The organism is Robertmurraya mesotrionivorans (genome assembly GCF_050971805.1).
GTDB lineage: Bacteria > Bacillota > Bacilli > Bacillales > Cytobacillaceae > Robertmurraya_A.
The window spans coordinates 104,593-118,419 of the sequence record NZ_JBPCCH010000002.1 but is presented as its reverse complement, the minus strand read 5'-3'; the positions used below and the strand labels follow the sequence as shown (position 1 = coordinate 118,419).

Sequence of the window (13,827 nt, the reverse complement as noted above, 5' to 3'; positions counted from 1 at the left end):
CGTTTCATGAATTTAAGAGATAAAATGCGTTAGATTTTTCGCTTCGAAAAATTGTTTCTCTACCCAATTTCGTAATAGCTTCTCTAATTCTGGATGGAGGGGAAGGGTAGACTCAGTGATTAAATCTTTCTTAACCGTTAGCATATGAGACGTCTGAGCTTGAAATTTCAGTGAATGACCCATGTTCTCCACGATATGATATTCAGAATCACCTTTAACAAAGCTAGCTAAATCCTCTAAAACCGCAGGGTTTGCTTGAATATCTCTAGCACCAGTAATCGCTAGAACGGGACAAGTAACCTTGGATAAATCCTCTCTAACGTTATAGGCAAAATGTTCACGCATCCATTTTGCATTAATGGTCTGAAATTGAACCTTCATAGTGTCCTCTTTTGATGTCATCACTTTTTGGATAAAGGCTTGAGCCTGAGGTTCAATTTTTTTATCTGTCCTAAATAAGCGCAAAAGGAAGCCAATAAACCCTTTGGCACTCCTCATATCAACTGCCGCAATCTCTCTTTGTCTTTTCATTGCTTCATCTAAACGTTCAACCGCACCAGCAAGTAATACTAAACCTGCCATTGATTCTCTGGCTGCAAGAGCTGTACCAATCATAGAACCCTCACTATGACCAAGAACGATAACATGGTCTGCATCAACAGCATCATGCATCTTTAAAAACTGGACGGCTGCTTGCGAATCGTCCACGAGATCCCAAAGACCTGTTCGGTAATAATCACCTTCGCTTTTTCCAACTCCGCGTTTATCATAACGTAAAGTAATAAATCCAAGCTCTGTAAAAAACTGTGCTAGCTGTTTGTATAAATTAAGATCTAACTTTTTATTTACTTTCCCATCACGATTCAGCTTTCCAGTTCCAGGAATAATCAATATGGCTGGAGACTTTACTTGATCACGATCAGGTAGGGTAAGGCTACCACTTAAGTTCACTTTGCTTTGAATAACAACCTCTGTTTCTCTCATGAACATCTCTCCCTATTTATTTGGTTCTGGTATGATGATATTGGCAAATGTTCGTTTCTTTCTATTTGGTGCTTGCTTATTCGTTAGAACTTTAGAATACACTTGCCCGAGTTCTTGTAGGAGGGAAGTGAACTCTTCGTCAGATAAATATAGGGAAGCCTGGCGTAATGAAACTCCATCCTTTACAAAGTCTACCTTTTCCTGTGATACGTACCGTTCATATTCGGCCATAATATTAGCGATATACTTCATAAAAAGGGCCATATACTGCTCTTTATTATAGTTGGCAAGTTCATCAGTCCCTAAGTTAACTTCCTTTGGTTGAAGCGCATACCATTTTTCTACCGTGCCCCGAATTTGTTGCTCATCTACTACAAACACCACTTTTGATTCAAATAGTTTTTTTAAATGACGATAAAGGGTCGCTTGAGGAATGTCTGGCATACGTTCCTTCATTTGTTGAACAGTTAAGGGCTCGCTAACAAGCGACTGGATAATTCTCATGCGAACAGGGTGTAGGATCACATCTGCTTTTGATTCACTCATAAAAGCTACTCCTTACTAAAATATATTATCAATATCGATAATGATAATATAAACGTTTTAATAATAAAAGTAAAGAACAATTCAAGATTAGAAGTGTGCTACATTATGCTAACAGAGTGATAGCAAATCTCTATTCTTGTGCTTCCTAAGGCGAAACCTGTATAAGCAGTCGAGGGATGTCCATACTAATATCAGTTTAAAATGAGGAGGAATGTTGTGTGAAGCACGACCATGACCATGGAGAAGATACCATGAATCGAAAAACACTAAGACAAACTTTAGAAGAAACACTTGAACTTGAAAATCAGCTTTTACGCACATACGCCATTACCGCAGAAGCGATCCATGTAGACCATGAGCTTAAAACACGACTACATAATATGGCAGAAGGAAACGCAAAAAGAGTTAATCAAATTGAGTATGAGCTTGAAAAGTTATAAAATGGTAAAGGGTGCACGAGTTCATTGCACCCTTTTATTTCGACATAGAGGAGAGATGAGGATGAGTGCTTCTTGGTTATTTGTTCTTGCATCCACAATAGCCGTAGTGGGTATTTCTTTTGCCTTTAACAAAATGATGCAACAGGTCCAAGAAAAAGTAGAAAATGGAAAACAGCTAGACCTGAATACGATGCAATCAGCTCAAACGAAGTTTTTTATTCAAGTGGCAATGGCTGAAGCGATCCCTATTTTAATCATTGTTTATGCATTTACATTAATTGGTCAGGTAGTTGAGACAAATGTTGTTGTTCCACTCGTAGTCATTATTGGAATCCTGGTTGTTGCATTTGTTTCTCTTCTTCGTATCAGAAGGGATATTATGGGAGATCCAAAGATGAGTCAAGAATCAGTAGGAATGGTAAATACTTTATTCTTTATCGGAGCAGCATTGCTTTCTGCCATCCCAATCATTTCAATTGTAGGGATCATGACTGCAAGCTCGTAAAAAAGGACGGAATCATTTTATGCGTAAAACAAATATCGTACCATGGTCGGAAGAATGGGCTAGCGTTTTTGAAAAAGAAGCTATGCTTCTCAATAACATCCTCCAAGATAACGTGATCGACATTCATCACATAGGAAGTACCTCCATTAAAACAATTGGTTACGCCAAACCTATTATCGACATATTGATGGTCGTTCATGACATATCAAGTGTTGACCATTTAAACCCTTCCATGCTCGAACTTGGCTATGAAGCAAAAGGAGAAAACGGGATACCTGGAAGACGATTCTTTCAAAAAGGGGGGGACCATCGTACCCATCATGTCCATGTTTTTCAAGAAGGAGATAAACAGATTAATTTCCACCTAGACTTTAAGAAGTATTTACTACAACACCCGGAACAAGCTGCCAGATACAAACAAAAAAAGCTATACCTAGCCACCAAATACCCCAATGAACATCATCGATATCAAGAAGGAAAACAAGAGCTTGTTTCAGAGCTGGCACAGCTCGCCAAACAATGGGGAGAAGAAATTCGAACATTGAGAGATTAATAGCTTCCCAATGAATTTCCAGACGGCTTAGCCCTCCATTTGATTTTGGAGGGTTTATCTTATGCACTTTTCCCCTTAAATCTTTACTCCGATACACAAATTAAGTAAACATCCTCCATTTATGATAAAATGACGGTAAATTCCATCTTTTGGAGGTTTTAATGGATAAGCCAAAGGTGTTAATTATTGAGGATGAAGAAAAGATTGCCCGTGTTCTTGAGCTTGAACTTTCCTATGAAGGTTATGAAGTGAAAACGGCTTTAAATGGATTAGAAGGTTTTCAGTTGTTTCAATCAGAAACTTGGGACGTCATTCTATTAGATGTGATGCTTCCTGGTATTAGTGGAATTGAACTTTTACGGCGGATTCGATCAGCACAGTCAAACGTAGCGGTTATCATGTTAACCGCAAAGGATTCTGTTGAGGATAAGGTGTCTGGACTTGATCTTGGAGCAAACGACTATATGACAAAGCCTTTTCAAATTGAAGAACTGCTTGCAAGAATTCGTGTGTGTCTACGCAATAAACAGCCGATTCTCGATAAGGGGACTGAATCCAACTGGCTTATTTTCTCTGATTTAAAACTAAGCGAGACGACACACGAAGTGATGAGAGAGGAAGATCGGATCGAATTGACTCCAAGAGAATTTTCGTTACTTTCACACCTCATCAAACACCCACGCCAGGTGCTAAGCCGAGAACAGCTTTTAAACGGTGTGTGGGGTTATGATTATTACGGTGACACCAACGTTGTTGATGTTTACATACGCTATTTAAGAAATAAAATCGACAAGCCTTATTCTACGAATTTAATTCATACGATTCGTGGCGTTGGTTATGTTCTTAGGGAAACAGAATGAAACTTAATAATAAAATCAATTTATCTACAGCAGTCATGTTCATTGTTCTGTTAATCATTATTGTATTAACGATTTATCTCTCTTTTAGCGTAATGGCGAAGAACCGTGAAATAGACAGAGTGTATGAAGAGGCGAAACAGGCAACTACCGGTATTCACCAGTCGGATGCGTCAGTTCCCGTCCAAGAGCTTCTCCGAGCGTATGTACCCGTGGATGGACTTCTACAAATTGTAAAACCAGATGGAATCCCAGGGGCAGGGGCAGCAGCCGATTCAGCACAACTATCGGAATTACGAAATTTACCCGTAACCTACTACGGCAAAGAAGAGAAGAAAATTATTAACAACAACGGAAGTTCCTTTGCCTTTGTATCACTCCCGATCGTTTGGTTGGATGGCGAAATTGTTGATCTACAGGTAATGGTAAGTTTACACTCCACCGATGAGATGCTTCACATATTAAAATTACTTCTCATTGCTGTCACTTTTTTAGCAACCATTCCTGCCCTGATTTCGTCGAGGCTATTAGGAAATGTCATCACTAGACCGATAACATCCATGATTCACACCATGAAGGAAATACAAAAAAGTGGTCATTTTAAAAGACTTCCTTTACCGAAGAAAACAAATGATGAACTTTACCAAATGGGAGATGCATTTAATAAAATGATCGACTTATTAGAGGTGAATTATCAAAAACAAGGAGATTTCATTAGCAATGCTTCTCACGAACTTAAAACACCATTAACGGTGATTGAATCTTATGCCACTTTATTGCGTAGAAGAGGGAAGGAGAGGCCAGAAGTGTTCGATGAATCCGTTCATGCCATTCTTTCTGAAACAGAACGGATGAGGGATTTAACCAATAATCTTCTTTTATTAGCCAAGCACGACAAGCAATGGCAAGTGAACAAAGAGAAAATAGAATTATCACCGTTGATACAAGAAATTGCTCACTCCTTTCAACACGCGTACCATCGACAAATACATATCAATATTGAAGGTCATCCCGTTGTCGAAGCTGATCACCAAAGGCTCAAACAGCTTATCTATATTTTCATGGATAATGCGCGAAAATACAGTGATGAAATTATAGAATTACGGTTATATACAAAAGAGAATCTTGCTTTTTTGGAAATAAAAGATTTTGGAATTGGGATTCCTGCTCCTGATTTAGAAAAGATATTCGATCGTTTTTACCGGGTAGATAAAGCAAGGGAGAGAAAGACGGGCGGCTTTGGATTGGGCCTTTCCCTAGCCAAAGAGTTAGCAGAGGCAATGAATATAAAGCTTCAAGTAGAAAGTAGGGAAGGGTACGGTACAACAGCTCGTATTCTTTTCAACACTACTAACTCTCAGTAAATTCTCATTTTTCACATGTATACTAGTGTCAATATACAAATGGAGGGAGAAAAATGAGGCTAAATAAATGGGGCATTATCATTATTTTTCTAAGTGTAATCGCAATCATTGCTGCAGTCTTTTTACAAACCTCTTCATTTGCCAGCCAAATGAGCGCTACTGAGGCCGAAGAAAAAGTAAAACAATTGTATACAGGCGAAGTGATATCAACACTTGAAAAGGACGGTCGTTTTCATATTACTCTGTCATTATCAGGTGGGGAGTATGAACTTGTCCTTGATCGAGAGTCAGGCGACATTTTAAGAATGACAAAAACAAAAAGTTCTCTAAATAATAACTCTGACACCTCAACTGATCAAGGCAATCATGCGGCAGAGGAAGAACCCGTGGAACCACCCCCATCGAAGGAGGAGCCTCCAAGTCAGATTACGGAACAAGAAGCCATAGGGATTGCATTAGAAAAAATAGCTGGAACAGTGGAGGAAGTTGATCTCGAGGAATCAAAAGGTATCTCATATTATTTGGTTGAGATTGAAGCAAATGACCAGCAGGAGGCCACCATACAAGTTCACTCCATTACAGGGGAAATCATGAGTGTCACATGGGATGATTAAACCTTTCTTTTCGTTTTCTCATCAATTTCTCATTTTCTTATCTGAGTTTCCTCATTTTTGCTGGCTATGATAAGAGTATCAACAGTAAGGAGGAAACAAAATGAAAAAGAGAAACGCATTATTAATTTGTATTGTAAGTTTCGTTGTACTAGGTGGAACACTCGGTGTAGGAGCGATTGATAAAATGGATGACAATTCGGTAAAGAATGTCAAGGATGTGGTAACAACTAGCGATTCTACAGAACCTACACAAACAACTGTAAAAACAGACGACTCATCTGTATCATCTCAAGAAGTGAAAATTTCCCAGGATGAGGCCATCGCTATAGCATTAAAAGAATCACCAGGTACAGTAACAAAAGTCGAAATTGACGATGATAATGAATACGAGATTGAAATCCAAGATGGTGACAAGGAGATGGACTATGAAATTGACGCCATGACAGGAGAAATTAGAGAGATGGATACTGACTTTTTCGATGACAGAGATGATGATTAATTCAATAAAATACCCCCACATTTTCACAAGTGGGGGGTTACTAATTTCATGACTAATTGTTGTGATTTTAACGCTTCTTCACCATCAACTGAAGGCGTCATATCATTTTCAACACAATGAATAAAATGATGGATAGCATCTTCAAATCCGCGTTGTTTCAGCGTGGAATCCCAAGAGCCTGGGTAAGAAGTTGAGATGGTATCACCAGCTTCCCTCTCAGTCGTATTCATATTCTTTACTCGTATGATGGCCCCGTTCGTAACTAGTTCCAATTGCTCCAATCCCGTACCTGCATTTCGATGCATGGCCGTCGTCATTTGGATCCCGTCTTTTTTGGAGAAAGTATGCTGACCAAAAACCATCTCGTTTTTTTCATTTCTATGTATGGTTCCATGCTGAACAATAAGATCACCCTCAGCCAACCAACGGACAGTATCAACAAGGTGCAAGTAATCATCTAACATCGTAAACTCCACATCATGTGGTCCAACACTATTCGCACGATACTTCTCAAATCTTGCCCATGCAAGATCTTTCGATTGTTCCTTCGCTTTCACATACATAGGGGCAAAACGACGATTAAAGCCCACCATTAATTTGCAGCCTGATGTATGCTGCAACTCCACCAATTTCTCCGCTTGATCGAGAGTAGCCGCTAACGGCTTATCCACGTATACATGCTTGCCTTTTGAGAGAAGAGTAGTGATAATGTCAAAATGTGTAGCTGTTGAACTATGAACAAACACCGCATCACACGCATCAGCCACAGAATTAACACTTGAAAAATCCTCGATCCGGTATTGCTTACAAATCAAACTTCTCTTTTCTTTGTTCGGGGTAAAAGCACCAACAAACTCCCAATCTGTCTCTCTAGATAGAATAGGCAAATATGCCTTTTGTGCTATATTGCCAAGCCCAACCATTCCAATTTTCAACTTCAAATTATACCACCCTTTACCATTTATGTACTTCTTTCATCATATATAGAGTGTGGAACGTCCGTCAACCATGGAGGTTTTCACGAAAAATGTGCTCCTATTTTTTTACACGCTATAATAGAAAAAGTGAAACCGAGAAAAGGATTTCGAACAATAATTAAAAAAATGCCACCTAATCGAATTGATAGGTGGTCGTTTTTATGTAAAAATAAGATATGTTAAAAAATATTACAAAAATTCAATTCTAGTTAGGTGTGAATGTGTGTGAAGTGTGTTGCCCTTGATTTAGATGGTACTTTGCTCAATTCAGAGCATGAGGTATCTGCTGAAAACGAAAAGACGATCCGAAAGCTTCAAGAAGAAGGGGTAGAGGTGATCTTAAATACGGGACGAGCTTATGCTGATGTTGTGAAAGTAAATGCGATTCGCGAACTAAATTGCCCGATATTAACCTTAAATGGATCTGCTCTTTATGGAAAGGACGGTTCCTTATTATACGAAACGACGATACCTGTTCCTGTCTATATGCAAATGCTGACTGAATTAAAAAAGCTTTCTGTCGGGATATTGGTATATACAAATCACGGAGGATTTCCTTGTACACTTCCTGGGTTAAGAGGCAAAAGTGACGAGGAACTAAAAGAGCTATTCCTTACATACGATTATGACCAGATATTACAAATCGAGGATTTGAAGATTTTCAAATGTATTGCGGTGGTTTCATATGAAGAGCTTGAGAGAATTCAAATCGTTAAGGAGAAATTATCCGGTTTTGAAGAATTAACTTTGGCTTCTTCCTTCCCAAATAACGTCGAAATTATGTCTAAAGAAGCTCATAAAGGGAAAGCGATTCAGCGGTATGCTTTGATGCATGATCATGTGTTTTCTGAGATTTATGCATTTGGTGATGGGGGCAACGACTTACCGATGTTCGAAATCGCAACAGCATCCGTCGCCATGGAGAATGCACCTGATGAAGTAAAGGAAAAAGCTACGTATGTAACAAAATCGAATGATGAAGATGGCGTTTCTCACGCCATTTACCATATTTTAAAGCTTTTATAAGCGGTTGGTCGTTTCCCTCTTGTTTTGAGCAGGAGGGGGCGATTTTTAAAAAAATCTTTGATAATCTCTTGTTGTTTTCTAATTTTTTTGCGATAATCAGAACTTATTTGCGATTATTGGGAAATACTTGCGATTCGAGAAATTTATTTGCGATTAAAAATTTTTATTTGCTATTTTCAGAATTTACTTGCGATTATTAAAATTTATTTGCGATCCACACCATTTATTAGCGATTAACCATTAATATAACAAAAATAAAGGAGGAGCTTATGCCAATTGTATCCGAGGAGTACAAAGAAGAGAAAAAAGAGCAGATTTTAGACAGTGCGTTTGAGTGCTTTGCGAAAAAAGGCTTCCAAACTGCAACAATGGATGATATCGTTGCCCATTGTGGTATGAGCAAAGGAGCGATCTACAATTATTTTTCAAGTAAGGAAGAAATCTATTTAGACCTCCTAACACGTGCAACAGACAAGAACTTTGTTCAATACCATAAACACTTTGCCAAACATCGAACAGCTAGCAGCAAAATGGATTATCTGTTTAACGCTTATTTATCTGCAAATCCCATTGACCGCAATCGGTTAGAATATATTGTTGTTTTCTACGAATTTAATCTTCATAGCACAAGGGATCCTGACCTTCTTCAACAGCTTCATGAAAGAAAAAGAAAATTGGTTACCTTAGTGAATGACATCATTCAAGAAGGACAACAGCAAGGTGAATTCAAACAAGATATTCCATCTCAACTTTACGCTGAAAGATTTTGGACGATAATCGATGGAGTCAATCTTCATGCGGTATATGATGATTTTCCTTATTACGATGTGTTAAGGGAATTAAAAGATATGTATTTAGAAGAATTAAAGTCTGAATAAGGGAGGGTACTATGCCAATCGTATCTGAAGAACATAAGAGACAAAGAAGAAATCATATTTTATTGAGTGCACAGCATTGTTTTGCGGAAAAGGGCTATCATATCACGTCAATGGATCAGCTTGTTCAACATTCAGGCCTTTCAAGAGGAGCGATTTACAACTATTTTAAAAGCAAAGAAGAAATATACCTAGAGCTTATGAAAGGGATTGTCACTCGAGAAATAGAACCAATCGAGTCGCATATTAAGACCCTTCCTACACATCTTGAAAAAATAGCCTATCTGTTTGATCATTATTATCAGCTAGAACCGATGTGTGAAGAGCAAAAGGAAGCATTTTTCGTACAGCTTGATTTTCAGTTGTCAGCTTCTAGAAAACCTGACATGATGACTATCCTAGATGAATTACATAAAAACATGAAATTCGAATTAGTGAAATCGATTTTAAAAGAAGGAAAAGCGACGGGCGAGATCAAATCAAATATCCATGTTGATATTTATACTCATATGTTTTGGTCATTTATTGATGCGGCAAATATGCAACGAATTCTTTTTCCAGAGCTACCGTACCAATCGATATTAATGGATCAGAAGCATTCCTTCCTAAATAAGATCACTAAATAGACTTGTTGGTATGTTAAAGACCCTTCTTTGATACTACGCATTTTTTCGCGAAAATTGACCGATTATTTTCACTTGATAATATTCTGAATGTTCCATATAATGAAAATAAACCGATTAGTCGGTTAAAAAACATTAAAGGGGTGTTCGGCTATGACTCAATCGGTTCTACATATGGCTCTTGAAAGATTCCAAGCATTGGACGAAAAAATTTCACACTTAGAAAGTATCTCTGGTCTCCTTTCATGGGATCAAAAGGTGATCGCACCTAAAAAGGGAAGAGCCCAGTTTTCAAAAGCATACGGGGCACTGCAAACGGAAATATTCGATCTTATGATCTCTCAGGAAATGGGAGAGCTTTTAGGTCAGTTGTCAGAAAACAATGAGAATTTTGATACAGTAACAAAAGCAAAAATCCGTTTACGAAAACACTTTTATAACCGTTCAAAGAGTATTCCTTCTGATTTATATAAGGAATATTCCGTCTTGTGCAGTGATGCCAATGATGCATGGGAAGAGGCACGAGAAAAAAATAACTACGCTCTTTTTCTCCCTTATTTAGAAAAAATCGTTGAAATTAAAAAGAAATTCGTTGAATATTACGGGTACGAGAAGCATCCGTATGACGCATTACTAGATGAATTTGAGCCAGGCTTAACGGTAGAAGTACTCGATCCACTTTTTGCTAGCTTAAGAGAAAAGAGCATAGCACTGTTAAATAAAATTAAAGCTGCCTCACATAAGACACCAGTTGAAATCGTGAAACAGCCATTTGCCATAGAGAAGCAAAAAGAGTTAAACCGCTACATGCTTCCACAATTAGGATTTGATCTGGACGCTGGAAGACTTGATGAAACGGTGCATCCATTCGCCCAGACGGTAAACACAGGGGATGTTCGAATTACGACTCGCTATCTAGAAGACAATGTACTTTCTGCTTTGTTTGGTACGATCCACGAGGCAGGTCATGGTATCTACGAACAGCAAATTAGCTCAAGCCTTGAGGGAACAGTCTTATGCGCGGGTACTTCATTTGGGATTCATGAATCACAGTCTCGCTTTTTAGAAAATATGGTGGGACGAAGTGAAGCCTTTTGGCAGTACTTTTTGCCAAAGCTAAAGGAATTTTTCCCAACTCAGCTTCATAACGTTGAATTACAAGAATTTTACGAAGCAATTAATACGGTACATCCGTCTTTTATTCGTGTGGAAGCAGATGAACTTACGTATAATCTTCACATTATGCTTCGATATGAAATTGAGAAGGAATTGTTTGAAGGAAAACTAGAGGTAAGCGAACTCCCAGCTGTTTGGAATAAGAAAATGGAAGAGTTTCTAGGAATAGTCCCTCCAACAGATACGTTAGGTGTACTTCAGGATGTTCACTGGTCATTCGGTGGCTTTGGTTATTTCCCATCGTATTCATTAGGAAATCTGTATGCAGCACAACTATTAAAAACGATGAAAAAAGAACTACCAGTATTCGACCAATACTTAGAAACTGGTAATTTACAGCCAATCATGAGTTGGTTAAAGGAAAAGATTCATCAGCATGGAAGCTTGTATACACCAAATGAATTAATTGTTTCTGTGACAGGCGAGCAACTAAATGCCGCTCACTTAGTCGAATATCTTGAAGAAAAATATAGTCGAGTGTATCAGATGTAAATAATAGAAGGGTGTGCCAAATCAAGAGTGTTTATCACTTTCAGGCACACCCTCTTTTAAGGAGAGATACCAATGCTTAAGATCAAAAGATTAAAAGATTGTGAGATTTCAGAAGCAGTAGAGGCATGGAATATTGGCTTTGAGGGATATTACTTTGACTTAACGATGACTACCGAAAAATTTACGGCTAGAATGGCTTCCGAGGGACTATCTGATAAGTTGTCCGTTGTTGCCTTCTGGAATGATAAACCAGTCGGATTAATTGTAAATGGAATTAGAGAGTTTCAAGGAGAATTAATCGGCTGGAATGGAGGAACAGCAGTCGACAAGGACTACCGAAGCAAAGGAATCGGCAGAAGAATGCTCGAAGCCACTTTAGATATTCTTGAAGAAAATGACGTGAATGTGTCGACGCTAGAGGCTATAAGCGAAAATAAAGGAGCCATTGCTCTCTATCAATCTCTTGGATACGACATTATTGACCACCTCGAATGCTTAGAAAAAAAGGAAGGTCAAATACCAGCCGTCTCGTCAAACGTTTTTCAAATAAAGAGAGTTTCACCTGAAGAAGTCGGCAATCTATCGTTCTATCAAGGAAAAAATCCTTGGCAAACCCACTGGCAAAGCGTCATGGATGGGGAAGCGTTGATTGCTGAAGATGCCTTTGGAAATGCCATTGGTTATGCCTACTTCCGTAAGATTTTTTCAGAGGAAGGAATTCATACGGGTACTACCTTATATCAATGTGAAGCAGATCGAAGTAGAAGCGATCAAAAAGAAGTCATTCAGTTTCTATTAGCAGAAGCTTTTCATGCTTCCACTGACCATATTCGTCACTATGTACCTAACCTACCGATATTGAGCAGTTCCATTACTTATGGGGTATTAAAAGAATTGGGATTTGAACCCATTGTTCATCTTGTTTATATGAAACAAATCTTAAACTAACCAATCCGCGACCTTACTCTGCAAGATGAGTAAGGTTTTTTTATGATCATTAATGAATTGTTCCTCTCTTTTCCTATAATTCGTAAAGGATCGTTAATAGTTTTGACATATCTCCTCGATATGATAATAACAAGCCCAGGATATAGCAGCCTCAACCGAAAGAGAACCCTTGGAATTCCCCCCTCCAATGAATAACTCATAAAAAGAGGCTGCGCATCCGGTTAATAAGGAGAGGAGGTGTAGTTGATTGAAAAAGTTAAAGTGGCTGCTTTTCTTCCTTTTACTTGCAGTTGCTTTTAGTTTAGGAGTCTATACAGCTCCCTATCTAAACGGAACAACACAATGGGTACAATCCTTGCCAAATGTAAGTAACTGGAATGTAAATTATAATCCACTACCGTTTTTAATGGCACTTAGTATGTCAACGATACTTACAATCATTAAAATTGTTACTGCGTTCATCGGTTGGTTAATTTGGAGTAAAACGAAAAAGCTGAATTTAGTTAAGCTATCAGGTTTACTATTGTTCGCTTTTTCCGTCATTTCCTTATTACCCATGTTATTTGCAGTAGGGATTATTGGATTAGCTTTATTTTTAGTAACAAAAAGAAGAAAAAGAACAATAATGGAATGAATTTGAGGAGGAACTACAAAATGGGATTATTTAAACGTTTAAAAACGATCGCAACAGCAGACTTACATGATGTACTAGACCGAATGGAAGATCCAATTGTGATGCTCAAGCAGCATCTACGTGAAATGGAACAGGATATTGCCAAAGGGGAAGAATCTTTAGGCAAACAATTGTTTTTCGAGAAGAAACAAGAAGCTCAATTAAATGAAACTAGAGCATTAATGGAAAAAAGAGTGGGACAAGCTGAAATAGCTGTTAAAAAAGGTGACGACGAAACAGCGAAACAATTAATCTTAGATAAAATCGAACTAGAAAAGAAGGAACAGGTTTATGCTTCACAGCTTGAAGCTCTTTCACAACAAACGAAGAAACTTGTTCAGCAAATTGAAGATTATAAGTATAAATATAAGGAATTAAAAAATAAGCAGCAGATTCTTATTTCAAGAGCTCACGTGGCAAAAGTGACTGAATCCATTGAACAATCATTTGCGACTTTTACTCCTGGCAGTGCCGTGAAGGGGTTTGAACGTGCTGAGGAGAAGATTCTTGCTCTTGAAGCAAAATCAAAGGCAAGAGAACTGTTTCAACCGTCCGTTGACTTGAATAAAGTATATGACTATGAGCTCGAAGAACAGGTCCAAAAAGAATTAGAGAAAATTAAGAACAACTAATACGAACACTGTGATCACTCCTTAACAAAAGTATTCCGAAAAA

Annotated in this window: 17 protein-coding genes; 14 read left to right on the top strand and 3 right to left on the bottom strand. The window is 38.1% G+C overall.

What is annotated here, in order from left to right:
• Window positions 1–12: 12 nt before the first annotated feature.
• Together ACRX5O_RS04670 and ACRX5O_RS04665 are read right to left on the bottom strand one after the other, a co-directional pair.
• Complete coding sequence (locus tag ACRX5O_RS04670) at window positions 13–984, bottom strand: alpha/beta hydrolase (RefSeq protein ID WP_433904860.1); 972 nt, start codon at window positions 982–984, stop codon at window positions 13–15.
• A 12-nt stretch (window positions 985–996) separates the two neighbouring features.
• Window positions 997–1,530, bottom strand: a complete 534-nt coding sequence (locus ACRX5O_RS04665; protein ID WP_433904859.1) for a helix-turn-helix domain-containing protein — start codon at window positions 1,528–1,530, stop codon at window positions 997–999.
• A 218-nt stretch (window positions 1,531–1,748) separates the two neighbouring features.
• Between ACRX5O_RS04665 and ACRX5O_RS04660 the strand changes: the two genes are divergently transcribed.
• The 7 genes from ACRX5O_RS04660 (at window position 1,749) to ACRX5O_RS04630 (ending at window position 6,362) form a co-directional block, all read left to right on the top strand.
• Window positions 1,749–1,970, top strand: coding sequence for a hypothetical protein (locus ACRX5O_RS04660; RefSeq protein WP_433904858.1), 222 nt, complete (start codon window positions 1,749–1,751; stop codon window positions 1,968–1,970).
• 61 nt (window positions 1,971–2,031) lie between these two features.
• Window positions 2,032–2,475, top strand: a complete 444-nt coding sequence (locus tag ACRX5O_RS04655; protein WP_433904857.1) for a hypothetical protein — start codon at window positions 2,032–2,034, stop codon at window positions 2,473–2,475.
• Window positions 2,476–2,494: 19 nt separating this feature from the next.
• Window positions 2,495–3,028, top strand: coding sequence for a GrpB family protein (locus ACRX5O_RS04650; RefSeq protein ID WP_433904856.1), 534 nt, complete (start codon window positions 2,495–2,497; stop codon window positions 3,026–3,028).
• A gap of 161 nt (window positions 3,029–3,189) precedes the next feature.
• The gene (locus tag ACRX5O_RS04645; RefSeq protein WP_433904855.1) at window positions 3,190–3,888 is read left to right on the top strand and encodes a response regulator transcription factor; all 699 of its coding nucleotides are present in this window, start codon (window positions 3,190–3,192) and stop codon (window positions 3,886–3,888) included.
• Window positions 3,885–5,249, top strand: a complete 1,365-nt coding sequence (locus tag ACRX5O_RS04640) for a sensor histidine kinase (protein ID WP_433904854.1) — start codon at window positions 3,885–3,887, stop codon at window positions 5,247–5,249. Before ACRX5O_RS04645 ends, ACRX5O_RS04640 begins: the two co-directional genes overlap by 4 nt.
• A 53-nt stretch (window positions 5,250–5,302) precedes the next feature.
• Complete coding sequence (locus tag ACRX5O_RS04635) at window positions 5,303–5,863, top strand: PepSY domain-containing protein (RefSeq protein ID WP_433904853.1); 561 nt, start codon at window positions 5,303–5,305, stop codon at window positions 5,861–5,863.
• A gap of 100 nt (window positions 5,864–5,963) precedes the next feature.
• A complete protein-coding gene (locus ACRX5O_RS04630) occupies window positions 5,964–6,362 on the top strand; it encodes a PepSY domain-containing protein (RefSeq protein ID WP_433904852.1) in 399 nt (132 codons plus the stop codon).
• 23 nt (window positions 6,363–6,385) lie between these two features.
• Here ACRX5O_RS04630 and ACRX5O_RS04625 read toward each other — a convergent pair whose 3' ends face one another.
• The gene (locus tag ACRX5O_RS04625) at window positions 6,386–7,285 is read right to left on the bottom strand and encodes a Gfo/Idh/MocA family protein (protein ID WP_433905194.1); all 900 of its coding nucleotides are present in this window, start codon (window positions 7,283–7,285) and stop codon (window positions 6,386–6,388) included.
• A 273-nt stretch (window positions 7,286–7,558) separates the two neighbouring features.
• Between ACRX5O_RS04625 and ACRX5O_RS04620 the strand changes: the two genes are divergently transcribed.
• From ACRX5O_RS04620 to ACRX5O_RS04590, 7 genes are all read left to right on the top strand, one after another.
• Window positions 7,559–8,365: a Cof-type HAD-IIB family hydrolase gene (locus tag ACRX5O_RS04620; RefSeq protein ID WP_433904851.1), complete on the top strand. Its 807-nt coding sequence runs from the start codon at window positions 7,559–7,561 to the stop codon at window positions 8,363–8,365.
• Between the two features lie 269 nt (window positions 8,366–8,634).
• The gene (locus ACRX5O_RS04615; RefSeq protein ID WP_433904850.1) at window positions 8,635–9,243 is read left to right on the top strand and encodes a TetR/AcrR family transcriptional regulator; all 609 of its coding nucleotides are present in this window, start codon (window positions 8,635–8,637) and stop codon (window positions 9,241–9,243) included.
• An 11-nt stretch (window positions 9,244–9,254) separates the two neighbouring features.
• The gene (locus ACRX5O_RS04610; protein WP_433904849.1) at window positions 9,255–9,866 is read left to right on the top strand and encodes a TetR/AcrR family transcriptional regulator; all 612 of its coding nucleotides are present in this window, start codon (window positions 9,255–9,257) and stop codon (window positions 9,864–9,866) included.
• A 150-nt stretch (window positions 9,867–10,016) separates the two neighbouring features.
• Window positions 10,017–11,531, top strand: a complete 1,515-nt coding sequence (locus ACRX5O_RS04605; protein ID WP_433904848.1) for a carboxypeptidase M32 — start codon at window positions 10,017–10,019, stop codon at window positions 11,529–11,531.
• Between the two features lie 72 nt (window positions 11,532–11,603).
• The gene (locus tag ACRX5O_RS04600) at window positions 11,604–12,479 is read left to right on the top strand and encodes a GNAT family N-acetyltransferase (protein WP_433904847.1); all 876 of its coding nucleotides are present in this window, start codon (window positions 11,604–11,606) and stop codon (window positions 12,477–12,479) included.
• Window positions 12,480–12,726: 247 nt separating this feature from the next.
• On the top strand, window positions 12,727–13,113 hold the full coding sequence (locus ACRX5O_RS04595; protein WP_433904846.1) for a hypothetical protein: 387 nt from the start codon (window positions 12,727–12,729) through the stop codon (window positions 13,111–13,113).
• Window positions 13,114–13,133: 20 nt separating this feature from the next.
• Window positions 13,134–13,784 carry a PspA/IM30 family protein gene (locus tag ACRX5O_RS04590; RefSeq protein ID WP_433904845.1) on the top strand — a complete coding sequence of 217 codons (651 nt, stop codon included), beginning with the start codon at window positions 13,134–13,136 and terminating at the stop codon, window positions 13,782–13,784.
• Window positions 13,785–13,827: the final 43 nt, after the last annotated feature.